The sequence below is a fragment of the Altererythrobacter rubellus genome (assembly GCF_030284385.1).
GTDB classification, from domain to species: Bacteria; Pseudomonadota; Alphaproteobacteria; order Sphingomonadales; family Sphingomonadaceae; genus Erythrobacter; species Erythrobacter rubellus.
Genome location: NZ_CP127221.1, coordinates 256,361 through 279,682 on the forward strand (window position 1 = coordinate 256,361; position 23,322 = coordinate 279,682).

General features: G+C 57.8%; 18 protein-coding genes, 1 tRNA gene and 1 pseudogene. 14 read left to right on the plus strand and 6 right to left on the minus strand.

Annotated features, from left to right (window positions below):
• Nucleotides 1-2,016, minus strand: a complete 2,016-nt coding sequence (gene thrS / locus QQX03_RS01210) for a threonine--tRNA ligase (protein WP_285976065.1) — start codon at nucleotides 2,014-2,016, stop codon at nucleotides 1-3.
• A gap of 371 nt (nucleotides 2,017-2,387) precedes the next feature.
• Between thrS and QQX03_RS01215 the strand changes: the two genes are divergently transcribed.
• Genes QQX03_RS01215 through QQX03_RS01225 form a run of 3 tightly spaced genes read left to right on the plus strand, consistent with a single transcriptional unit; the run spans nucleotide 2,388 to nucleotide 3,354 of the window.
• A complete protein-coding gene (locus QQX03_RS01215) occupies nucleotides 2,388-2,567 on the plus strand; it encodes a hypothetical protein (RefSeq protein WP_285976066.1) in 180 nt (59 codons plus the stop codon).
• A complete protein-coding gene (locus tag QQX03_RS01220) occupies nucleotides 2,564-3,166 on the plus strand; it encodes a hypothetical protein (protein WP_285976067.1) in 603 nt (200 codons plus the stop codon). Before QQX03_RS01215 ends, QQX03_RS01220 begins: the two co-directional genes overlap by 4 nt.
• Nucleotides 3,163-3,354 carry a helix-turn-helix transcriptional regulator gene (locus tag QQX03_RS01225; RefSeq protein WP_285976068.1) on the plus strand — a complete coding sequence of 64 codons (192 nt, stop codon included), beginning with the start codon at nucleotides 3,163-3,165 and terminating at the stop codon, nucleotides 3,352-3,354. The genes QQX03_RS01220 and QQX03_RS01225 overlap by 4 nt, the downstream gene beginning before the upstream one ends.
• Nucleotides 3,355-3,378: 24 nt before the next feature.
• On the opposite strand, the gene QQX03_RS01230 is transcribed toward QQX03_RS01225, so the two are convergent.
• Entirely contained in the window at nucleotides 3,379-5,058 is a 1,680-nt protein-coding gene (locus QQX03_RS01230; protein WP_285976069.1) for an alkaline phosphatase D family protein, read from the minus strand.
• 94 nt (nucleotides 5,059-5,152) lie between these two features.
• Here QQX03_RS01230 and QQX03_RS01235 point away from each other — a divergent pair, with 94 nt between their 5' ends.
• From QQX03_RS01235 to QQX03_RS01255, 5 genes are all read left to right on the plus strand, one after another.
• A complete protein-coding gene (locus tag QQX03_RS01235) occupies nucleotides 5,153-5,887 on the plus strand; it encodes an alpha/beta fold hydrolase (RefSeq protein ID WP_285976070.1) in 735 nt (244 codons plus the stop codon).
• A 9-nt stretch (nucleotides 5,888-5,896) separates the two neighbouring features.
• Nucleotides 5,897-6,736, plus strand: coding sequence for a tetratricopeptide repeat protein (locus QQX03_RS01240; protein ID WP_285976071.1), 840 nt, complete (start codon nucleotides 5,897-5,899; stop codon nucleotides 6,734-6,736).
• A complete protein-coding gene (locus QQX03_RS01245) occupies nucleotides 6,733-7,716 on the plus strand; it encodes an LLM class flavin-dependent oxidoreductase (RefSeq protein WP_285976072.1) in 984 nt (327 codons plus the stop codon). The genes QQX03_RS01240 and QQX03_RS01245 overlap by 4 nt, the downstream gene beginning before the upstream one ends.
• A gap of 187 nt (nucleotides 7,717-7,903) precedes the next feature.
• Entirely contained in the window at nucleotides 7,904-12,598 is a 4,695-nt protein-coding gene (locus QQX03_RS01250) for an NAD-glutamate dehydrogenase domain-containing protein (protein WP_285976073.1), read from the plus strand.
• A 59-nt stretch (nucleotides 12,599-12,657) separates the two neighbouring features.
• Complete coding sequence (locus tag QQX03_RS01255) at nucleotides 12,658-13,887, plus strand: NAD(P)/FAD-dependent oxidoreductase (RefSeq protein WP_285976074.1); 1,230 nt, start codon at nucleotides 12,658-12,660, stop codon at nucleotides 13,885-13,887.
• Here the strand turns inward: QQX03_RS01255 and queG are convergent.
• Nucleotides 13,871-14,932: a tRNA epoxyqueuosine(34) reductase QueG gene (gene queG, locus QQX03_RS01260; RefSeq protein ID WP_285976075.1), complete on the minus strand. Its 1,062-nt coding sequence runs from the start codon at nucleotides 14,930-14,932 to the stop codon at nucleotides 13,871-13,873. The genes QQX03_RS01255 and queG overlap by 17 nt on opposite strands.
• Nucleotides 14,933-14,983: 51 nt before the next feature.
• On the opposite strand from queG, the pseudogene QQX03_RS01265 reads away from it, so the two are divergent.
• From QQX03_RS01265 to msrB, 3 genes and pseudogenes are all read left to right on the plus strand, one after another.
• Nucleotides 14,984-15,253: pseudogene (locus QQX03_RS01265) on the plus strand (ATP-binding cassette domain-containing protein); the annotation flags it as partial.
• A gap of 194 nt (nucleotides 15,254-15,447) precedes the next feature.
• The gene (locus tag QQX03_RS01270; RefSeq protein ID WP_285976076.1) at nucleotides 15,448-16,788 is read left to right on the plus strand and encodes a cytochrome P450; all 1,341 of its coding nucleotides are present in this window, start codon (nucleotides 15,448-15,450) and stop codon (nucleotides 16,786-16,788) included.
• Nucleotides 16,789-16,870: 82 nt separating this feature from the next.
• Complete coding sequence (gene msrB, locus QQX03_RS01275; protein ID WP_285976077.1) at nucleotides 16,871-17,365, plus strand: peptide-methionine (R)-S-oxide reductase MsrB; 495 nt, start codon at nucleotides 16,871-16,873, stop codon at nucleotides 17,363-17,365.
• Between the two features lie 382 nt (nucleotides 17,366-17,747).
• Here msrB and QQX03_RS01280 read toward each other — a convergent pair.
• The 3 genes from QQX03_RS01280 to QQX03_RS01290 all read right to left on the minus strand — a co-directional run bounded on the left by QQX03_RS01280 (nucleotide 17,748) and on the right by QQX03_RS01290 (nucleotide 18,745).
• Nucleotides 17,748-17,832: transfer RNA gene (locus tag QQX03_RS01280), tRNA-Leu, on the minus strand.
• 103 nt (nucleotides 17,833-17,935) lie between these two features.
• A complete protein-coding gene (locus QQX03_RS01285; RefSeq protein WP_285976078.1) occupies nucleotides 17,936-18,217 on the minus strand; it encodes an integration host factor subunit beta in 282 nt (93 codons plus the stop codon).
• Nucleotides 18,218-18,406: 189 nt separating this feature from the next.
• Nucleotides 18,407-18,745 carry a GntR family transcriptional regulator gene (locus QQX03_RS01290; RefSeq protein ID WP_285976079.1) on the minus strand — a complete coding sequence of 113 codons (339 nt, stop codon included), beginning with the start codon at nucleotides 18,743-18,745 and terminating at the stop codon, nucleotides 18,407-18,409.
• A 243-nt stretch (nucleotides 18,746-18,988) separates the two neighbouring features.
• Here QQX03_RS01290 and QQX03_RS01295 point away from each other — a divergent pair, with 243 nt between their 5' ends.
• The 3 genes from QQX03_RS01295 to QQX03_RS01305 all read left to right on the plus strand — a co-directional run bounded on the left by QQX03_RS01295 (nucleotide 18,989) and on the right by QQX03_RS01305 (nucleotide 23,322).
• The gene (locus QQX03_RS01295) at nucleotides 18,989-20,509 is read left to right on the plus strand and encodes a peptide MFS transporter (protein ID WP_285976932.1); all 1,521 of its coding nucleotides are present in this window, start codon (nucleotides 18,989-18,991) and stop codon (nucleotides 20,507-20,509) included.
• 123 nt (nucleotides 20,510-20,632) lie between these two features.
• Nucleotides 20,633-22,033, plus strand: a complete 1,401-nt coding sequence (locus QQX03_RS01300) for an amidohydrolase (RefSeq protein ID WP_285976080.1) — start codon at nucleotides 20,633-20,635, stop codon at nucleotides 22,031-22,033.
• On the plus strand, nucleotides 22,030-23,322 hold the full coding sequence (locus tag QQX03_RS01305; RefSeq protein ID WP_285976081.1) for an amidohydrolase family protein: 1,293 nt from the start codon (nucleotides 22,030-22,032) through the stop codon (nucleotides 23,320-23,322). Before QQX03_RS01300 ends, QQX03_RS01305 begins: the two co-directional genes overlap by 4 nt.

Below are 23,322 nucleotides of genomic sequence, written 5' to 3' on the forward strand. Positions count from 1 at the left end.
TTAGCCACGCAAATCTGGCGCGGTTGCTTCTTCCTTCAACATCACAATCGCCTCATCAAGGCTCATCACGCGTTGATGTTTCTCGCCCAGCGTACGGATGGCAACTGTGCCCTCCTCAGCTTCACGCATGCCGACGACAAGCAGATGCGGAACCTTCGCGAGCGAATGTTCGCGCACCTTGTAGTTGATCTTCTCATTGCGGAAATCGCTTCCCACGCGAATGCCAGCGGCTTCAAGCTTGGCGACGGCCTGCTTGCCATAATCGTCAGCGTCGGACGTGATCGTCGCGACCACAGCTTGCACCGGTGCAAGCCACACTGGTATGCGCCCGGCATAATGTTCGATCAGAATGCCGATGAAGCGCTCATATGACCCGAAAATCGCGCGGTGCAGCATGACCGGGCGATGTTTGGCACCATCCTCGCCGATATAGGTTGCATCAAGGCGCTCTGGCAGAACGCGGTCAGACTGGATCGTGCCCACCTGCCATGTGCGACCGATTGCATCGGTCAGATGCCATTCGAGCTTGGGCGCGTAGAAAGCGCCTTCGCCCGGCAATTCCTCCCAGCCATATTCTTCGGTTGCCATGCCCGCTTCGACCACGGCATCGCGCAGCTCTTGCTCCGCCTTGTCCCAATCCTCATCCGAACCAAAACGTTGTTCAGGCCGCAGCGCGAGCTTGATGTGATAGGTGAAGCCGAAATCCTTGTAGACACCGTCAGCTAGCTCGCAGAAGGCGCGGACTTCATCGACAATCTGGCTTTCCGTGCAGAAGATATGCGCGTCATCCTGCGTGAACTGGCGCACGCGCATCAAGCCGTGCAGCGCGCCATGGGGTTCGTTGCGGTGACAGCAACCCATTTCACCCAAGCGGATCGGTAGTTCTTTATAGCTCGTGATACCTTGCTTGAAGACCAGCACATGCGCGGGGCAGTTCATCGGCTTCAGCGCCATCCAGTCAGCATCGCCGCTGATGATTTCGCCTTCATCCTCAGTGTTCGGAACCTCGTCAGGGATGACGAACATGTTCTCGCGATACTTGCCCCAGTGGCCCGACTGCTCCCACTGGCGTGCGTCCATAACCTGCGGCGTCTTGATCTCCTGATAGCCGGCTCCGTCCATCTTGCGGCGCATATAGGCCTCAAGCTCGCGCCAGATCTTGTAGCCATTGGGATGCCAGAAGACGCTCCCGTGGGCCTCTTCCTGCAAGTGGAACAAGTCCATCTCGCGGCCCAGCTTGCGATGATCGCGCAAGGCGGCTTCTTCCAGCCGATGAAGGTGCGCGTTCAATTGCTTTTTGTTGAGCCAGCCAGTGCCATAGATGCGCGTCAGCTGCGCATTGCTTTGATCGCCGCGCCAATAGGCGCCGGCAACACGCATCAGCTTGAAAGCATCGGGATCGAGCTTGCCAGTGCTGGCCAAGTGCGGGCCGCGGCACATGTCCAGCCAGGCCCCGTCGCTGCCCGGTTCGCCTGACCAATAGACAGTCAGCTCTTCATTTTCGGGCAGTTCCTTTGCCCACTCCGCCTTGAATGTCTCGCCTTCGGATACCCATTTGGCGATCAAATCTGCACGCGACCAGACTTCGCGCACCAGCGGCTTGTCCGCCTTGATGATATCGCGCATTCTTTCTTCAATCGCAGGGAGGTCTTCGCTGCTGAACGGCTCGCGAGAGGCAGGCGCCATTACATCGTAATAGAACCCGTCGTCCGTCGCAGGGCCAAAGGTAATCTGCGTGCCCGGCCACAATGCCTGCACCGCTTCGGCGAGCACGTGCGCGTAATCATGCCGCGCCAGCTCAAGAGCATCAGCTTCATCTTTTGATGTAATTAGCGCGAGCTCTGCATCACCGTCAAACGGGCGATTGAGATCACGCACCTCGCCGTCAACGCGGGCCGCCAATGCAGCTTTGGCAAGGCCGGGGCCAATCGCCGCGGCAAGGTCTGCCGGGGTCGAGCCCGGCTCGACTTCGCGCACTGATCCATCGGGCAGGCTGATCTTCAGAAGTTCGGTCATCAAATTCGTCCGTCTCGTCTAGGCGGTGTTTGCAAGCGCCACTGCCACAAGCAAAGGCACACCGAAAGGGCGGTGTCACGTGATTAAGCAAATTTTCGGGAGGCTGACACCCAAGCCACCCGAATTCGGGTGGCGGGCCTCGCGACTAAACCGCGACCAACCGCCCCCGGATATCCGAGGTGGTAGTTGTGGTGGTGGTAGTCATCAGCTTGGCCATGACAAGGCATATAGGCACGGGTGGTTGCGATGTCACTACCATCGCTTGCACCACGCAGCTTCGGAAAGCATCCGCTCCATTTTGGAAAGTGAGCTTGCCAAATTTCCGAATCGATGTAAACCAACCTTTCCATAAAAGAAAGGAAGCTTGACTGATGAAAAATATCTACAAAGGGCTGGCAGGCGCTGCTCTGATCCTCATCGTTGCGGCAGTCACAAAAAGCATGGGCGTTAGCTCGAACATATCGTTCAGCATCGTCACCGCCATTTCAGGCTTTGCCGCGCTGTGGATCTCTCACGGCGCGAAGGGAAGCGGCAATCGGTGCGCGCAATGACTTCAGATTCGCCTTCCTCTACTACCAAACTGTGTCTTGGCGCTGCCGCATCGTCTTTAATTGGCGCGCTCGCGCTGATGTTTGTGTGGAAGTCTGACGCGATCAACACGACGACAGCATATGTGCTCGCCACAATCCCGGTCAGCCTGATGGTGTTTGCCTTTGTCAAAGGTCTGTCGCTTTCGAAAGATAACAGCCTTGCCACGCATCGTTATCTGCTGCGTATGGCGCTGACCATGGCGTTCTATCTGATCACGCTAATGCTGGCGGAACACTTTATTGACGGGCGCGGCCTGACCGGACCGGTGGCAGCGCTCCTCGCGTTCCTTCCGGGCCTCTCCTTTGCCGGCGTTGTCTGGGTCTTTGGCGGGCTCATCATGGAGGAGAAAGACGAGTTCTTCCGCATGCTTTATGTGCGGCAGGGTCTGATCGCGACGGGTATTTCCTTCACGCTCGCGGCGATCTGGGGTTTCCTGGAAACCTACAGTATCGTTGAACCCGTGGCCGCATTCTGGTGGCCCACGATCTGGTGCCTTGGACTGGGTGTTGGCGCGATCTTCAACAAGATCAAATACGGCACCTACGGAGAGATCCGGTGAACAATCGCCTCAAGGTCCTCCGAGCAGAACGTGACTGGAGCCAGCAGGATCTGGCCGACCGGCTGGAAGTCAGCCGCCAGTCAGTCAATGCGATCGAAAAGGGGCGCTATGATCCGTCATTGCCACTCGCCTTCAAGATCGCCGATGTCTTCGATCTCGCGATCGAGGAAATCTTCAACCGCGACTAGCTCCTACCCACAAGGCAGACGAAGCTAGATCGTGAGTTCGCGGGAGCCGGCGGAAGCGACAATCCGCTTGGTTCCCGCGATACGCGTGGAACGCTGGCGAATGCCCGCCATGAAACGAAATTCTGCGCTTGCGCTTTCCGGCGTCAACTCGACCACCATATAGCCGCGCCGCGATGTATCAGCGTATTTAAGCGCAGGATTGTGGTTGACGATTGCGCGGGACAGATCCTGTGGCGGGATCGCTCCCAGATAACTTTCGAGCCCCGGGGACGTAACGCCGGGCGTGGCAAATTCCACCCCGACTTTCTGGCCTGAATGCGCCAGATCAAAGCCCCACGCATTATGTGTATCACCGGCAAGCGAGATCAGATTTGCATCTGCTGCAAGCGAGGCTTCAAACACCCGTGCCCGCGCCGCGGGATAGCCATCCCACGCATCCATATTGGCGGGCAGGCCCGCATTCCCGGCCAAAGTGCTGGCTTGCACGCGCCGGCGGATGAATTCGGGCGCATTGGGCGGAACCGCTTCGGCCAATCGCGGCGCGGTGAAGAGCTCACCCATCAACACCTGCTGTACCAGCACTTGCCATTGCGTGCCGCCCGTGCGGGACGACTTCAATCGATCTGCCAGCCAGGCCTGCTGCGCCGCGCCAAGAAGTTCGCGTGACTCCTCACGATAAGCCCCTTCGCGGAACGCTGTCAGCGCCGCGCCGATCTCCTCAGGTGTGCGTTTGCCCTGGATAACATCGCCGATATTGAATTGTTCCTCGCGCCCTTCCAGCCGCGTATCGAGTCTTAGCAAAGTCGCCAGATCGCCCACCTGATATTCAGCATAGGGATCATCCGAGACCGGCAACCATTCACGATAGGCGCGCTTGGCGGCGGCCTTGCGCACATCCCAGCTGCCTTCTGTTTCAGGCTGATGGTTCTGCGCCCCATTTTTCCAGCTGTCATTCGCCGACTCGTGATCGTCCCATACCGCAATCATTGGCAGCAGCTGGTGGATACGGCGCAAATCGGGATCGCTGCGATAGGTCGCATAACGCAGGCGATAGTATGCCAGAGCAACGATCTCTTCGCTTGGGAACAACACGCGCTCGACAACCGCTTCGCGCTCTGACGGATAGGATCCGGCATTATATTCGTAAATATAGTCACCCAGATGAAGCGCGATGTCGACATCATTGGCTTCGGCGGCATGGGCATAGGCGTTGAAATAGCCGAAACCGTAGTTGGAGCAGCTGAATACCGCCATGCGAAAGCGCGGCACGGCGCCCTCAGGCAAACTGCGCGTGCGGCCCACTTCAGATTGCGATCCATCTGGTGCGGTAAAGCGATAATAGTACCATTGGCCCGGCGTCAGGCCATTGGCCCATGTCTTCACACACCAGTCTCGCGATGGAGTAGCGATCACGCTGCCGGCAGATACAATCTGCGCGAAATCCAGACTCTGGCTGACTTCCCATTCAAGTGTGGTGTCTTGTTTAGCCACAAATCGGCTCCACAGCATGACACGGGTCTGGCCCGGTTCTCCGCTTGCCACACCATGGGTGAACCCAGTGCCAAAGCCACGCGCAATCGCAGGCGTGCTAACACTGGCGGCGGCAAGTCCGCCAAGCTTGAACAGGTTGCGGCGGGACAGTGCGACGGGCCCAGCGGGCGCGGGCGCGGTGTCAGCGAGTGGGTCGTTCTTGAACATGGTCATGGCCTAAGCTGCGCTTGTCTCAGCAAAATGACAAGATGATTGATGTGGGCAGACACTTGCACTGGTGATACTTGCGCGGGCATGAAGCAGCGCCATGAGCGATGTGCAATTTCATGAAATGGCGGACGGACAGCGGATCGCCTATCGTTACGCTGAAGGCAAAGGGCCGGCGCTGGTCTTTCTGCCCGGCTATATGTCCGACATGGATGGCGGCAAGGCGACCTCGATCTTTGCCGCCGCACAAGAAGAGCGGCGCGCCTGCCTGCTGCTCGATTATTCGGGCTGCGGGCAATCATCGGGGGAATTCGCTGACGGATCGCTCAGCATATGGCGCGATGATGTTCTCGCATTGATCGATGCCTGCATTGACGGTCAAGTTGTCATCATTGGCTCGTCGATGGGCGGTTGGCTGATGTTGCTGGTGGCAGAAGCGCTGGGGAATCGACTGGCCGGAGTGGTCGGCATTGCCGCTGCACCGGACTTTGCCGATTGGGGCTATTCAGACGACCAGAAGTCGCAGCTCGCGTCTGGCGTGACGATCTATGAAGACAATCTTTACGGCCCGGAACCAACGCCAACCCATGCGAAGTTCTGGCAGGATGCAATGACGCATATCCGCTTGACCGGACCGATCGACATCGCCGCGCCCGTGCGCCTGCTTCATGGCCAATGCGATGCAGACGTGCCGTGGCAAGTAAGTATGCAGCTGGCTGAAAGACTTCGTTCGGACGATATACAGATTGCCTTGGTCAAAGACGGCGATCACCGCCTGTCGCGAGAGCAGGATATTGCCTTGCTGCACCGCCAGGTGTGGAGCCTTCTGGATTAGGGACGCCAAATGTTTTTGACTGCCACTTTGCTACCTTTGATGCTTCAGGCCGGGCTCGATCCAACCCGAGGCGGTGTGCCTGACTACTCGGCCGACATACAGGACCGCCCTCCGCGCGAACTTTCGATCATCGACGCGCCGCAACCCATGAGCTGGCTGGCCCAGTGTCTCGATCAACTGGAAGATGAGCCCACGCGTGCGCACGTACAGGCGCAGATCCGCCGCGATACAACCAATGGGGAAGACCGCGTATTAGCTAACCACTGTCTTGGTCTGGCTTCCACCGAACTGGGCCGTTGGGAAGAAGCCCGTGCAGCCTTTACCGCCGCGCGGCAAGAAACACCTGCGGAGGAAACCCGCTTGCGCGCGCGTTTTGGTGCTATGGCTGGAAATGCCGCGCTTGTGACCGGTGATCTGCCCGGCGCATTGGCGCTGCTCGATGCGGCCCGGGCGGATGCCCTGGCGGCGCAGGCTGGCGGGATGCCGGGCTTGATCGCGCTCGACAGCGCCCGTGTGCTGGTAGGGCTCGAACAATTGGACGCAGCCGAAGCAGCCTTGGCTGAAGCGCGCATGTTTCAACCAGATGATGCCGAGACGCGTCTGCTTTCAGCCACACTGCTTCGGCGAATGGGGAAGCTCGCCGATGCACAAGAGCAAGTCGAAGAGGCAGCGCGGCTCGATCCGACAGCGCCTGCGATCGGGCTGGAGGCTGGAGTTATTGCAATTCTGGATGGCCGCGAAGAGGCCGCGCGAAGCAGTTGGCAATCGGTCATTGATTTGTCGCCGGGAACCGAGTTCGCAACAAGCGCGCAGAGCTATCTCGATCAACTGGGGCCGACCGAACAATGACTAGACTTTCTGTTCTGGACCTTGTGCCGGTGCGCGAAGGCGGAAACGTAAGCGAAGCGCTGAACGATGCGACCGAGCTGGCCAGGTCTGCCGAACAATATGGCTATGACCGTTTCTGGGTCGCTGAACATCACGCGATGGAAGGGATTGCTGGCGGGGCCACATCAGTGGTGCTGGCGCATATCGGCAATGCCACCAGTCATATCCGTATCGGTTCGGGCGGAATCATGCTGCCAAATCACACGCCATTTCAGATCGCTGAGCAATTCGGCACGCTGGACGCGCTGTTTCCCGGACGCATTGATTTGGGGCTAGGGCGCGCGCCCGGTGCCGGACCAGAATTGCAACGCGCACTGCGCAAAAACCTGCATCAGGCAGCCGAAATGTTTCCGCAAGACGTGATGGAGTTGCGGGCGCTGATCACGGGCGATGTCGAGTTGCCGATCCATGCAACGCCCGGACGCGGAGCCCAGATCGAATTCTGGATGCTCGGATCAAGCCTGTTCGGGGCGCAGCTCGCCGCGCAATTGGGCATGCCCTATGCCTTTGCGGCGCATTTCGCGCCAGACCATCTGGATGCAGCGTTGGCGCTTTATCGCCGCGACTTTCAGCCATCCGAGCAGTTCGCCCAGCCGCATGTCATGGTCGCGATGAATGTGTTTGCGGCCGACACCGAAGACGAAGCACAGCTGCTCGCCTCCAGCCAGCAACAAAGTTTCGTCCGTCTGCGCAGTGGCAACCCAGGCAAGTTGCCGCCACCAATTGCGGATTACAGCAGCACTCTGCCCGCGCCTGCACAGGCGATGCTGGCGCATCTGAGCCAGGCAGCCGCCGTAGGGACTCCGGCCCAAATCAAAGATAGTATCTCGGCCTTTGTCGACCGGACGCAAGCCGATGAAATCATCGTATGCGGTGCGACATATGATCCCGAGGCTCGCGTGCGGTCGCTTGATCTCACCATGCAGGCCGTGAACGGATAAGCCTCGCGCATAATTCCGTAGCGGAAAAACTGTGCGTGGCGCAAAATTCTAATGTAAAGCCGTGTCTGCACTTGCGGCTTTGAAATGTGAACGTTTCTTCGCTTGCGGGGGCGCAGTGACAAGCCTAACGGCGCATCATTGATAAACGCGAACAATAGAAAATAGCGCGTGCAGGGAAAGCAGGACTATGGCGGCCAAGACGAGTTACGGCTCGGGCAGTGAATCTGCAGCTGACGACATGGTAAAAGAAATCGCGCGCCGCATGCGCGATTCGATCCTTCCCGGCGATACGCCGTTCAAGCCCTCCTCGCTGAAGAAGGCCGCTCAATTCGTGTTCGACACGGCGCGTGAGCGTGAAGAGAAGCACAGCGCGCTCGGAATGGTGTCCATCTCGGGCGAGCGCCGCTTCTTGCGTATAGCAATCATCAATGATGACATGCCGTTCCTGGTCGATTCGATCGCAGCCACGATCTCCGACCAAGGCTTGTCTATTGATCGGCTGGTCCACCCGATTATTCCGGTGAAGCGCAACAAATCTGGTATTCTAACTGGATTGCCGCGCGGAAAGGAAGATGACAACTCGACGCGCGAATCGATGATCTACATCGAGACAGAGCGCGTCGATGCGCGGCAACGCCGCGAGCTGGAACGCAGATTGCGCACCACGCTGGGCGATGTCCGTGCCGCGGTGGAAGATTGGCCAAAGCTTCAAGCGGCCATGGCAGAAGATGCGAAGCGCTTGGGCGACAATGAAAATGTCGCGCTGCTTGAGTGGTTCAACTCGGGCATGCTGACACAGTTGGGGCATATCACGCGCAAACGCGATGGAAGCCACTCCAACATACTTGGCATTTGTCGCAAAAGTGCGCGCCAGCTGCTTGCAGAGGGTTCATATGAGCGCGCCTTCAAATGGTTCGAGAACGAAGGCCATGCTGGCCGGTCATGCGACATCCTGATCGTAAAGGCCAACCGCGTCGCCAACGTGCATCGCCGCGTGCCACTTGATCTGTTCATGGTGCCCGTGCGCGAGAAAGGTAAACTGACCGCAATATCCATCCATGCAGGCGTATGGACCAGCGCTGCGCTAGCCAGCCCGCCGCAAAAAGTGCCACGCCTGCGCCAGGCAATGAGCGAAATGTCCAAGCGACTGGGCTTCCACCCGGGCGGTCATGCGGACAAGGCCCTGATCCACGCCTTCACCGCCCTGCCCCACGATCTGCTGGTCGGCTTCAAACTTGCGGATTCAGAACGGGTTGTCACTACCATGATGAGCTTGGTGGACCGACCGCGACCACGCCTCGCATTGGTGCAGGCTCCGCTTGAACGCCACGTATTCGCCTTCGTATGGTTTCCGCGCGACCTGCACTCGACGAAGGTACGCGAACAAATTCAGGCCATGCTGACCGAGATCGACGGCACCGAAATGCTTGACTGGAGCCTAGAGGTCGAAGGCGGCAACCTCGCCATGCTGCGCTTCGTGCTGGATATCCGCAGTGCGAAACAGCCAATGGATCAGGCTGCGCTCGAATCGCGTTTGGAGGACATGCTGCGCGGCTGGGGCGAAGCAGTTGAGCGCAATCTGGCTGAGAGCGAAGACCCATCGCGTGCCGCAGCTATTGCGAGCCGCTATGCCCCCGCATTCCCGGTGGGTTACCGCAACCACTACGGGGCTCTTGAAGCATCAATCGATATTCAACGGCTGCGCAAGCTCGGCGCCAATGATGCGCGCGCGCGTGATGCGCGGCTCTGCCGATTGCCAGGCGACGAAAGCGACAGGTTGAGGCTGAAAGTCTATCAGGAAGTGGGCGCCTTGCCGCTGTCCGATGCCGTGCCTGCACTGGAGAACTTCGGCTTTCGCGTACTGACCGAAATGCCGACTCCGCTGGAAGACGGAGAGCTTGGCACGATCCACGATTTCACGCTGGCGCTGAAAGATGGTGGCGAAACCGGGTTTTTGCTCGATCGCGCCGATATCATCGAGGATGCGATCGCAACGGTTCTGAGTGGGCAGAATGAAGACGATCCGTTCAACCGGCTGGTTATCAGGACCGGACTGTTCGCCAATGAAGTCGACTGGCTGCGCGCATTTTACCGTTATCTGCGACAGTCGGGTATGAGCTTTACGATCTATACGGTGGTCGATGCTCTGGATCGCGCCGCACAAGTGACCCGCGAACTGATTACTCTGTTCCGCGCACAACATGATCCCAACTTCGGAAATCAAAGGGACTATTCAGCGAGGCAGGCGCGTGATGCGATCCGCAAAGGTCTCTCTAAAGTCGCAGCGATCAACGATGACCGCTTGCTGCGCCTGTATCACGCCTTGGTCGAAGCAATCCTGCGCACCAATGCGTTTGCGCCCGCAAGCGAAGAAGCGCTTGCGTTCAAGATCGATTCTTCTCTGATCCCGAATTTGCCCAAGCCGTTGCCATGGCGCGAGATTTTCGTATATTCGCGTCGGGTCGAAGGCATTCACTTGCGCGCTGGCCCGATTGCACGCGGCGGTCTGCGCTGGTCCGATCGGCGCGATGACTTCCGCACTGAGATCCTTGGCCTGATGAAAGCACAGAAGGTGAAGAATGCGGTAATCGTACCTTCTGGCGCGAAGGGCGGATTCTATCCCAAGCAACTGCCGTCTCCGCAAAAGGATCACGAAGGCTGGGCAGCCGAGGGGCAGGCGAGCTATGAGGTATTCATCCGCACGCTCCTGTCGATCTCGGACAACCTCAAGAATAACAAAGTCGTCCATCCCGAAAGCGTGCGCATTCTCGACGGCGAAGACCCGTATTTCGTAGTCGCAGCTGACAAGGGCACCGCGCGCTTCTCCGACATTGCAAACGGCATAGCGGAAGCGCGCGATTTCTGGCTCGGCGATGCATTCGCCAGCGGCGGATCGAATGGCTATGATCACAAGGCGATGGGCATTACCGCCAAGGGCGCATGGGTTTCCGTTCAGCGTCACTTCCTTGAAATGGGCGTGGATGTTCAGAAGGATCCGGTTCGCGTGGTCGGATGCGGCGATATGTCCGGCGATGTGTTCGGTAATGGCATGCTGCTGTCGAAAGCAATCAAGCTGGTTGCGGCATTCGATCACCGCCATATCTTCATCGATCCTGACCCAGACTCAGGTGCGAGCTGGAAAGAGCGCAAGCGGATCTACGATCTGCCAAGCTCTAGCTGGGAAGACTATAGTGCGGACCTGATTTCCAAGGGTGGCGGCGTTTTCCCGCGAAGCGCCAAAACCATCAAGCTGTCGAAGCAGGCGCGCGAAGTACTGGGCATTGAAGAAAACGAACTCGATCCAGAGGCATTGATAAGTGCGATCTTGAAGAGCCCGGCTGATCTAATCTGGTTCGGCGGTATAGGGACTTACATCAAGGCCGAATCTGAGAATAACGTGCAGGTCGGTGATCCGGCCAATGATGCGCTGCGTGTGAATGCGGCCGAGGTGCGCGCCAAAGTGATCGGAGAAGGCGCAAACCTTGGCACGACACAAGCTGGCCGTATCGCATTTGCTTTGAACGGCGGGCGCATCAACACAGACTTCATCGACAATTCGGCCGGGGTCGATTGCTCCGACAATGAAGTGAATATCAAGATCGCGCTTGCGGCCGCTCAGCAGAGCGGCAGATTGACTCCGAAGAAACGCAAAAATCTGCTCGAGCGAATGACCGACGAAGTGTCTGGGATTGTTCTCGAAGACAACCGCTTGCAGGCGCTGGCACTATCGATTGCAGAGATGGGCGGAGTCAAAGCCACGGCTTCGCATGTGCGGCTGATCGAAAAGCTTGAAGAAATGGACGCACTGGATCGCAAGACCGAAAGATTGGCCGACCAAGAGACCTATTCGCGCCGCGCCAGCGAGGGCAAAGGCCTGACCCGGCCAGAGCTGGCGGTGCTGCTGTCTTCGGCCAAGCTGGTTCTGCAAGACGCGATTGAGGCAGCCGACTGGATCAGCGACAAGGCGCTGGAACCAATGTTAATAGAAGCCTTCCCGGTGGCTCTACAAAAGGATTTCCACAAGCAGATCCTGACCCACCAATTACGCAATGAACTCATCGCGACCAAACTTGCCAACCGCATGATCAATCGCCTCGGCTTGATCCATCCGTTCGAACTGGCCGAGGAGGAAGGCGTGAACCTGGCCCAAATCGCCGCAAGCTTCGTTGTCATCGAAGAATTGCTGGAGATGGACCAGGTTTGGCAGGCGATCGAGAGCGGCGATATGCCGGAGACCGCGCGCCTCAAGCTGCTAGAGCGTACTGCGGCAGCAATGAGTTCGCACATGGCAGACCTCTTGCGCCACGGCGGCACCGGTTTCGCTCCGAGTGAGGTTATCAAGTCCCTGACGAGAGTAATCGGTCAGCTTGAAAAGCATTCGGGCGATCTGCTTACGGAAACGGCGCGCGAACGCTCGGCCGAACTTTGCCAGCAATTTGTCGAACTAGGTGCGCCGAAGGCCGCCGCCGGTAAAGTCGTGCATCTGTTTGAAGTTGATGGCTCAATCGGGCTTGCAGGGCTGGCCCGCGACAGCGGGATTTCACCGGAAGTCCTGACCGAAGCATTTAATCAGCTTGGTTCCAAGCTGGGCTTGGACTGGGCGCAGCAAACCGCAGAGGACATGGCTCCATCCGACCCGTGGGAACGCTTGCTGGTCAATGGGCTGGCGCGCGATTTCCAGCATATGCGGCTCGATTTCCTGCGTCGCCGCGCCAATCGCAAGGCAGGCCCGGTAGCGGCGGTGGAGCATTGGCTCAGCTCACGCGAAGCTTCAGTCTCGCAATTTCGTTCGATGATCGGGCGGGCGCAATTGCACACGCCGGTTGCCCCGGCCGTGCTCGCCCAAATCGCCATTCAGGCGCGTAATCTGCTCGAACGGTAGGCGGCACACCGAATTGCGGGTCTTGACCTAGCGGCAATTTGCGGCAAGCCCTGCACCCCATGGATAGTGCAGACATTGTCATTGTGGGGACGGGTCACGGTGGGGCACAGGCGGCAATCGCCTTGCGCCAGCAGGGGCACGAAGATTCGATCCTGATGCTGGGGCGCGATGCGTACCCACCCTATGAACGCCCGCCGCTATCGAAAGAGTATCTCGCAGGCGACAAACCGTTTGAACGGATCATGATCCGTCCGGAAAAATTCTGGTCTGACAAGAATATCGACATCAAGCTTGGCGCGATGGTCAGTGAGGTCGACTGGATGGACCACCAGGTCGTTCTGGGTGACGGCACACGTATCGCCTATCGCAAGCTGATCTGGGCAGGCGGAGGCGATCCGCGCAGGTTGTCCTGTCCAGGTGCGAGGCTGAAAGCTGTGCATGCCGTGCGCGACCGGCGCGATGTCGACGCGATAATGGCGCAGCTACAAAACGGCGCGAAACGCTTTGTCGTCATCGGTGGGGGCTACATTGGGTTGGAAGCCGCCGCTGTGCTGCGCAAGCTCGATTGCGAAGTGACGCTGCTGGAAGCTTTGCCGCGCGTGCTTGCGCGAGTGGCTGGCGAGGAATTGTCACGCTTTATCGAAGCCGAACACCGTGCGCACGGCGTGGATGTACGACTGGAAACCGCAGTCGAAGCCATTGAAGGTGAAGACGGGCATGTGACGGGTGTCAGATTGGCAGATGGCGAAGTGATCCCGTGCGACGCGGTGATTGTGGGCATCGGCATTGTACCGGCGGTCGGCCCGCTGATCACAGCCGGGGCGGCTGTGTCAAACGGGGTTGATGTTGACGAGTTTTGCCGCACCACATTGGATGACATCTACGCAATCGGTGATTGCGCCGCGCATGCGAATCCCTTCGCTGATCAGGCCATCATCCGGCTCGAATCCGTGCAGAATGCCAATGATATGGCGAACACGGCTGCCCGCGCAATAATGGGCGATAAACAGCCCTATCACGCGCTGCCATGGTTCTGGTCCAACCAGTATGACTTGAAGCTCCAGACCGCTGGCCTGTCAATCGACTACGATCAGACATTGGTGCGCGGTGATCCGGAAAGCCGCAAATTCAGCGTGGTCTATCTGAAAGAGGGCAAACCGATCGCAATTGATTGCGTCAATAACACCAAGGACTACGTCCAGGGACGCAAGCTGATCGAGAGTGACATCGATGATGTCGACCTGGAGCTGCTGGCTGATCCTGAAACCCCGCTCAAAGAGCTGTTGTAAGCTTCTCTGTAGCCCAATCGGCAGCCTCTGCCACCGCTGGATCGGGATCGTTTCGCAGCGAACCAATGCGGGCCATCAATGACGCATCACCGCTATTCCCCGCAGCATAAAGGCAGTTTCTGACAAACCGGTCCCGCCCGATACGTTTGATCGGTGATCCTGCAAACAACCGGCAAAATCCCGCGTCATCAAGCGCGAGCAATTCGGCGAGACGGGGGGCAACCAGCTCCGCGCGCGGCAGAAAATCCCGGTGCGTAGCGGCGGTTTCAGCAAACTTGTTCCATGGGCACACTGCCAGGCAATCGTCGCAGCCATAGATGCGATTGCCCAAAGCTTCGCGAAACTCCTCTGCAATCGGCCCTTTGTGCTCGATTGTGAGATAGGAAATGCAGCGACGCGCATCGAGTGTGTAAGGCGCAGGAAACGCATCGGTCGGACAAGCAGTCTGACACGCATTGCAAGAGCCGCAGCGATTTTCATGCGGCGCGTCGGGCTCCAGCTCCAAAGTCGTGTAGATCGCGCCGAGGAACAGCCAATTGCCATGGTCACGGCTCACCAGATTGGTGTGCTTGCCCTGCCAGCCAATCCCCGCAGCTTCGCCTAACGGCTTTTCCATCACCGGCGCGGTGTCGACAAAGACCTTAAGCTCGCTTTCCGGCTCTTGCTCCACCATCCAGCGCGCCAGCGCTTTAAGCCGCTTCTTGACCGTGTCGTGATAATCCTTGCCCCGCGCATATACAGAAATCCGCGCTTTCTCGGGATGCGCCTCTAACGCTAACGGATCATCAGCAGGTACGTAGCTCATGCCTAGCGCGATCACGCTCTTCGCCTCTGGCCAGAGCGATTGCGGGCCGCGCCGCACATCGCTGCGTGCTTCCATCCATTCCATCGAGCCGTGATGGCCTTCCCCCAGCCATTGCTCCAGCCGGTCCGCCCGGATCGGGTCATCTTGAGCAGTCGTTACACCGAACGCAGCAAAGCCCAAACTCTTCGCTTGCTCCGCGATGCGCGCTTTCAGCCTTAAATTTGCAGCGGTGTTAACCACGCTTGGGGTTGCTCCCGTTTGGCCCTGACAGTTAACAGGGCTTCCATGGAAATGTCGGTAAGCGATCACGCCCCTGCGGGCAATGCAGCGATAGCAGAAGTCAGCGGCGTACCGCTGGCCATAGAAGCTCGAGGTCTCGTCAAGCGATTTGACGGCACACTGGCGGTGGACGGGGTCTATATCTCCGCACCGCAAGGAGCGATCTACGGCATTCTAGGGCCCAATGGTGCGGACTAGACTACCACTTTGCGCATGCTGCTTGGCATTATTGATCCCGATGAAGGCTTGCGCCGCGTATTCGGGTATGACAGACGGTATGATGACGGGCTTTGGTGGTGCGAATAAGATCAGCTTGAACCAACGGTTCAAAGCCCGTTTCGCAAAGGCCGGCTGATCATTTAAAGATGCACGATAGGTCGCAATTCGCAACTGACTATTGACATTGCTGTCAATAAGGCCAGGATGAAACATGCAATGACAGGCGGCCAAACGAGTCGCTTGCGATGGAGAGAATTATGGCCACGATCGCCCCGAAGCGCCCAGAGGTGCGCAGTTCGCCAACAGCCTATGAGGCGCTGAAAAAGCACCTTGCCGAGCATCCGGAAGACGCGCTGGAGCATACCCACAAATGGGATGTGAGCCGCAGCGATATCTACGTCGAGAATAGGTGGCAGCCGATTTTCAAGGAAATGCGTGATGCAGGCCCGCTGCATTACATTCCTGAAAGCCGGTTCGGCCCCTATTGGGCGGTGGTCGGCCACAAGGCGATCCAGCACATCGAAGCACTGCCGGAAACATTCTCTTCAAGCTGGGAGCATGGCGGGATCACGATCCTCGAACGGTTGAGTGATGAAGAAATGGCCGCGCGTGGCATCGAAGAACGCCGCGAGCTGCCGATGTTTATAGCGATGGACAGGCCTCAGCACACCGGCCAACGCCGCACAGTAGCGCCCAAGTTCACTCCCAGCGGTATGGCCGAGATGGAGGGCGAAATCCGTCAGCGCACTGGGGAGTTGCTTGACACCCTCCCGCGCGGCGAGGTGTTCGATTGGGTCGACAAGGTCTCGATTGAACTCACGACAGGCATGCTTGCAATTCTGTTTGGTTTCCCTTGGGAAGATCGCCGACTGTTGACCTACTGGTCCGATTGGTCTGGTGATACGGAACTGGCCACGGTTCGTGAGCTTGACGAACTGCGCTGGGGCATCCTTCAAGAGATGGGCGCCTATTTTCAGTCGCTATGGATCGAGCGCACGCATGATAAGGAACCCGGCAACGATCTGATCTCAATGATGATCCATTCCGAAGCGATGAACCAGATGAGCCCGGAGGAATTCATGGGCAATCTGGTGTTGCTGATCGTTGGCGGCAATGACACGACCCGCAATTCAATGAGCGGAATCATTTATCAGCTCGACAAGAATCCTGACCAGCGTAAACTTTTCGAGCAGAAGCCGGAATTGATCCCCAACGCAGTGCAGGAAATCCTGCGGATGCAGACCCCACTCGCACACATGCGCCGCACCTGCACCGAAGACACAGAAGTGTTCGGACAGCAGATCAAGAAAGGCGACAAGGTCGTGCTTTGGTATCTTTCTGCCAATCGCGACGAGGAAGTTTTTGAGAATTCTGACAAGCTCGACATCGAGCGGGAGAATGCGCGGCGCCATATCTCCTTCGGCTATGGCATCCATCGTTGCGTCGGCGCGAGGTTGGCAGAACTGCAATTGCGTGTGTTGTTGGAGGAACTGCACAAGCGCCGGATGCGCTTGCGTGTTGCGGGTGATATCGAGCGAGTCCGCGCGAATTTCGTGCATGGCTTCCGCAAGCTCGAAGTCGAAATCACCGAGTTTTGACAATTCTTCGGCCATGAGCTGAAACCAATCGGCCGTTTCTCCGGTATACATGGGTGTAGAAGCAAAAGATGGGACAGAATTTATGGCCGGATTTATGACAAACCGCCGCAAAGTTCTCGCAGGCTTGGGTGCCAGTGTGACCATGCCGATTCTGACGGGTTGCGGGTCATCGCCCGCCCAGGCGAAAGATTTTCCAATCAAACTCAGCGAAGCTGAGTGGCGGCGGAAGCTATCTAGTCAGGAATTCTACATCCTGCGCGAAGCAGGCACGGAGCGCAGCTTTACCTCACCGCTCAATGACGAGAAGCGCGAAGGGACATATCACTGTGCCGGATGCGGCAATCTGATCTATTCTTCCGAAACAAAGTATGAAAGCGGCACCGGCTGGCCCGCATTCTGGCGTGCCGAAGCAAGCGCTGTCGGTACATCGGTTGATTACAAAATTGGCATTCCGCGTACCGAAGTGCATTGCGCCGATTGCGGCGGTCACCTTGGGCATATCTTCGATGACGGGCCCCGACCGACCGGCAAGCGACATTGCATCAATGGTGTCGCGATGGACTTTAAGCCGGCCTGAGCTGGCCTCGTTCTAATCGCGGATTACGCGCCAAACACTAAACTCGTCTGGACCACCCAGACTAACCCGCTCAAGCCATTGCGGCGGATCGTCGCCTCCGCAGCGGGCTGAAGTTGCGCAGCTCGAGCAGGTCGCTGCTCAGAGCCGATCTGCCGTTGGACTGGTCGGATCAGAAGGCGGTCTTGGGCGTCTGGCACTCACGGTAAGTGAGGTCTATAAAACGGCCTCCTGAGACTGTGGCCAGAAATCCCGCATGAACGACCTGGTCCGCCAGTCTCCCGACCTCACTCAAAACGATGCACTCGCAAAAGCGCGCGGAAATGCTGGCTACGCAGGCGCCAGCGCGCGAACCCGCTCAATGTCTGGCGATTTTGAGAGTAGGTGGTGCGGGTGACTGGACTCGAACCAGCACGACCAAAGGTCAGGGGATTTTAAGTCCCCGGCGTCTACCATTCCGCCACACCCGCATTCCTGCTCGCCAACGCGAACAATGCGAGCAGCGCATAGCGAGCGCGCCAACGCGCGGCAATGGATTTGAACCGAATTTGTAAAGGCGGGTTTTGTTAGGGCCTATTCGTCGTTTAGGCGACGGCGCATTTTCTTGCCTGGCTTGAAATAGGGTACGCGCTTGGCTGGAACGTCCACTGCTTCACCGGTACGCGGATTGCGCCCGGTTCGCGCTTCGCGCTCCCGCGTTGAAAAAGCGCCAAAGCCGCGCAGTTCAACCCGGCCGCCTTCAGCCAGCTGCTCCGATATTTCATCGAAGAAAATATCGACCACTTGTTCGATTTCGACCGAACGCAATTCAGGGTTGTCTTGATGAAGTGCTTGCAGCAATTCGGATCTGATCATTTTTTTCTCCCGACCGCTTTTTTTGGCGCAATCGAAGGCCAAGGGGACCACGCCCATCAAAGTGACCACGTCGACCCGGGAGGCAATCCATTTCCCGTGACATAGAAGTTACAGAAAAACGCGGAATTCGCAAGCTAGCATACTGTGTTTTGCCACCACTTGCACCACGCTAGCCCAGTTTTTAAAAAATCACGCTTCTTCAACGAGTTCCGACAGGTCAATACCTAGTCGATTCATACGCTGACGAATTTCTGGCCATTCATCTTGCAAGAAATTTTGTCGTTCCCGGCTCCGCAATTGATCGGCAGCGCCTTCAACCACATACATGCCCACGCCGCGCTGTACCTCCACCAGACCATCATTCTGGAATTGCTGATAGGCCTTAGCCACTGTCAGCGGGTTCGCGCCTTCTTCTGCCGCCAATGCACGTACAGACGGGAGCATATCACCTTCGGCATAGCGGCCTTCGATGACGGCTGCTGCGATCTGGTCACGCAGCTTTAGATAGACTGGTCGGTTTTGGCTCATGTTTTCCCTCGCGAATAGTGCGTCGCTGCCATAACACAGTCATGCGCGTCAAGTTCCCGGCCCGCGGAGCAATAAAAGCAGTATCGTTTGAAACAAATGCTTCACTTGCCTGATTAACGCGTTAGTGTGCGCTGCTTTTCGTCCGTAGGCATCGCGGATCAGATAATGGAATACACGGGGGGGTCGTTCGTGACACTTGAAGAAATCATCGTTGCCATCGCTGCAACGTTTCTGGTTCTGCTGCTGATAGGCGGTGCAACCATCGTAACTTCGAAGAATGACGAATTTGCGGGACACCCCAAAGGGCTGTTTGTTCTGTTCTTCGCCGAGATGTGGGAGCGCTTCTCCTACTACGGCATGCGCGCACTGCTCATTTTCTATCTTACCCAACACTGGCTTTATAATGACGAGAAGGCCTCGGTTATCTACGGCGCTTATACCGCGCTTGTGTATATCGCACCGGTCCTGGGCGGCTATCTGGCCGATAAGTATCTCGGTCAGCGCAAGGCGGTGTTGTTCGGCGCTGTCCTGTTGACCATCGGTCACTTCCTAATGGCATTCGAAGGCCAGGAAGCAGTCGGACACGAAGCCAACCCGATGATTGATGTCTTCTGGGCGGCATTAGCCTTCATTATTGTCGGCTCCGGCTTCCTGAAGGCCAACATATCCGTGATTGTGGGGCAGCTCTATCCGCGTACGGACATCCGCCGCGATGGTGCTTACACCATCTTCTATATGGGCATTAACGTAGGCGCGGCTGTCGGCACGATTATCGCCGGTTATCTCGGTCAGACCTATGGCTGGGCCTACGGCTTCGGCGCCGCCGGCATTGGTATGCTGCTTGGCCTTATCGTCTTCATCGTGTTTAAGCCGCTGCTGCTAGGCAAAGGCGAAAGCACAGTTCCAGAGAAACTCGAAGCGCCAATCATGGGCATCAAGTTCGAGTGGTTACTTTACATCGTCGGCTTTGCGGCTGTCGCTGTAACATGGTGGCTGGTGCAAAATCAGGCAGTCGTAGGATCCATCCTGGGCGTATTTGGCTTGGCGCTTGTGGCCTTTGTCGTGTGGGAAGCCATCAAGATCGGCGGTCAAGACCGCGACCGCATCTTTGCAGCAATGTTCCTGATTATCGGTTCGGTCTTGTTCTGGGCGTTGTTCGAACAGGCTGGTTCATCGCTGAACCTGTTCACCGATCGCTATGTCGACAGGCAGGGTGTTTCAGCATCGATCTTCCAATCGATCAATCCGATCTACATCATCATGCTCGCACCGCTTTTTGCAGGGCTATGGACTTGGCTCGCAAAGAAAGGGGTTGAACCTTCAACACCGGCCAAATTCGGCCTCGCGCTGATCCAGTTGGGTGCTGGTTTCCTTGTGCTGGTGTTCGGTGCGAGCGCGGTAGGGATGGAGAATATGACACCGGTCATCTTTATCTTCCTCATCTATCTGCTGCACACCACGGGTGAGCTCTGCCTTAGCCCGGTTGGCCTGTCGGCCATGAACCGGCTTGCGCCTGCGCATATGGCGTCGCTCATCATGGGTACTTGGTTCTTTGCCTCGGCCACCGGTAACTTTGTTGCCGGGCTCATCTCGGCCGCGACCGGCTCGGAAGCTGCATCCGGGGAAGGTGCGGCCAAGGAAACCGTGCTTGCGGTCTATAGCCAGATCGGCGGGATCACAGTTGGCGTTGGTGTCGCGGTTATTGTGATCAGCCCGCTGATCAAGAAACTGATGCATCTCGACACCCTGAAGGATGACGACTAACTGCTCGGCGGTGCCGATCTGGGCAAACCACAGGTTGGTGGCGTCTATCCGGCTTCGAACTAAACAAATTTAGCAAATCAGGGCCTCGGCACACGCTGGGACCCCGAAAATAAGGGGATACGCATGGCTAGCGTAATGCGCGTAATCGTGGGAATGGGAAGCGCCATGGCGCTGGCCGCCTGCGCAACCACTGGCAGCCGGGAGGCTTTGGCCGATAATGGTGATAGCAGCAGCACAGCGGTTGAGACTTCTCCCGCATTCAACAAAGACCCTTACCCCAGCACCTATCAACCCTACCCGGGAATACCCACCGCCTTGGTTGGTGCGAAAGTTTTTGACGGCACAGGCCGCGAATTCGCTGACACCACCGTATTGTTCCGCGATGGCAAAGTTGAAGCGGTCGGAAGCGGACTCGACACGACCGGCTACACCGTGATTGATGGCTCAGGCAAATATGTGACGCCGGGCATCATCGATATTCACAGCCATTTGGGGGACTACCCATCTCCGTCGGTCCCCGCGCATTCGGACGGCAACGAAGCAACTTCGCCTACTACGCCTGATGTCTGGGCCGAGCATTCGGTCTGGCCACAGGACCCGGGTTTCAGTCGCGCACTTGCCAATGGTGGTGTTACATCGCTGCAAATCCTGCCGGGATCAGCCAATCTGGTCGGCGGGCGCAGTGTCACATTGAAGAATGTGTATTCGCGCACCGTTCAGGGCATGAAGTTTCCCGGCGCGCCTTACGGCATGAAGATGGCTTGTGGAGAGAACCCCAAGCGGGTCTATGGCGGTCGCAACCGCCAGCCTTCCACCCGCATGGGCAATTTCGCGGTCAATCGCCAGACCTGGCTTGATGTGATTGCCTGGGCGGACAAGGATGATCGCAAGCGTGATCTGGGCAAGGAAACCATGGCCGGCGTGCTTGATGGGGAAATCCTGGTTCACAATCACTGCTACCGCGCCGATGAAATGGCACTGGTGATGAGCATGGCGAAGGAAATGGGATACCGCGTTTCCGCTTTTCACCACGCGGTCGAAAGCTACAAGATCGGCGATCTGCTGCGCGAGAACGGTGTGTGTAGTGCAATCTGGGCCGATTGGTACGGCTTCAAGATGGAAAGTTATGACGCGATCCCTGAAAACGGCGCATTGCTGTATCAAGCGGGCGCTTGCGTGGTGATCCATTCTGACAGCGATCAGGATATCCAGCGTTTGAATCAGGAAGCCGCCAAGGCGCAGGCGGCTGGCGCGCGCATTGGGATTGAAATTCCCGATGGTGAAGTGATCCGCTGGATCACTCTGAATGCCGCCACCGCGATGGGCATTGAGGAAATGACCGGCAGCCTGGAACCGGGCAAGATGGCTGATGTCGTGCTATGGAATGGTGACCCGCTGAGCGTCTATGCACGGCCAGAAAAGGTCTGGATCGATGGCGCCTTGCTGTTCGATGCAAACGACCGCAAGCGTCGGCCGGTTAGCGATTTCGAGCTTGGTCAACCCGGCGAAGGAGATGTGAAATGACGATCCGAGCATCACTTCTTGGCGCGGTTGCCGCGCTGGTCTTTGCTGCTCCAGCCGCAGCGCAGGATTTCATCATCGTCAATGCCACGCTGGTAATAGGCGATGGCAGCGAACCCTTCGAAGACGGTGTCGTCGTGGTCGAACGCGGCCGCGTCACCTATGCCGGGCCTGCAGCCGGACAATCTTACGCAACCGGTCAGATCATCGATGTGAATGAGGCTTGGGTGACACCTGGCCTGGTCGCAGCCGTGACTGACCTTGGCCTGGTTGACGTCAGCGGCGTGCAGTCGAGCAATGATGTGAGCGCCGGCAGTTCGCGTTTCAACGCTGCGCTCGATGTAACCCCTGCGATCAACCCGACCTCTCAGCACATTCTGGTCGCTCGCACCAATGGTATTACCCGTGCGTTTGTTGCCCCTGATCCATCCAATTCGATCTTTGCCGGGCAGGGCGCGGTGATCGATACGTCTGGCGACAGCGATGTTGTGATGAAGCCGCGTGCATTCCAGATGGTGGCTCTGGGCGAGGACGGTGCACGCCGTGCCGGAGGCAGCCGCACCGCTAGCCATGTCGAATTGCGCAACGCTTTGCGGGAAGCCCGCGATTTCGCGGCAGGGCGATGGAGCGGTGAAGACAATCTGCTGACCCGCGCCGATGCAGAGGCTCTGGGTTCGGTTATTTCGGGTCGCCAACCTCTGCTTGTCGCTGCTGATCGGGCTTCGGACATTCGCGCTGTGATCGCGCTTTCGAAAGAATTTCCGCGACTTGACCTTGTGCTTGTCAGAGCAACCGAGGGTTGGACCGTGGCATCCGAGATCGCAGCAGCGGGCATTCCAGTGATTGCTGAAAGCTTGCAGGATTTGCCAGAACGCTTCGAACAATTGGCTTCCACCCAAAGCAACATCGGCCGCATGCATGCCGCTGGCGTTGCGGTGGCGTTCAATGCGTCTTCTGCACGCTTCACCCACATGTACACGCAGTATGCCGGCAATTTGGTCGCGCTATCGCGCATGCCAGGAGCAAGCGGGTTGACCTGGGGCGAGGCGTTCGCTTCGATCAGCTCAGCTCCTGCGGAAGCGATGGGCATGGGCGGCCAGATGGGTGTGCTGAAGCCGGGTGCTGTGGGCGATGTCGTGGTGTGGGATGGTGATCCGCTGGAAGTTTCCAGCGCAGCCATTCGCGTATTCATCGATGGCGTCGAAGCTCCGCTTGAAAGCCATCAGACCCGCTTGCGCGAACGCTATCGCAATCTGGATGAAAGCGATTTACCCAAGGCCTACGACTGGTAG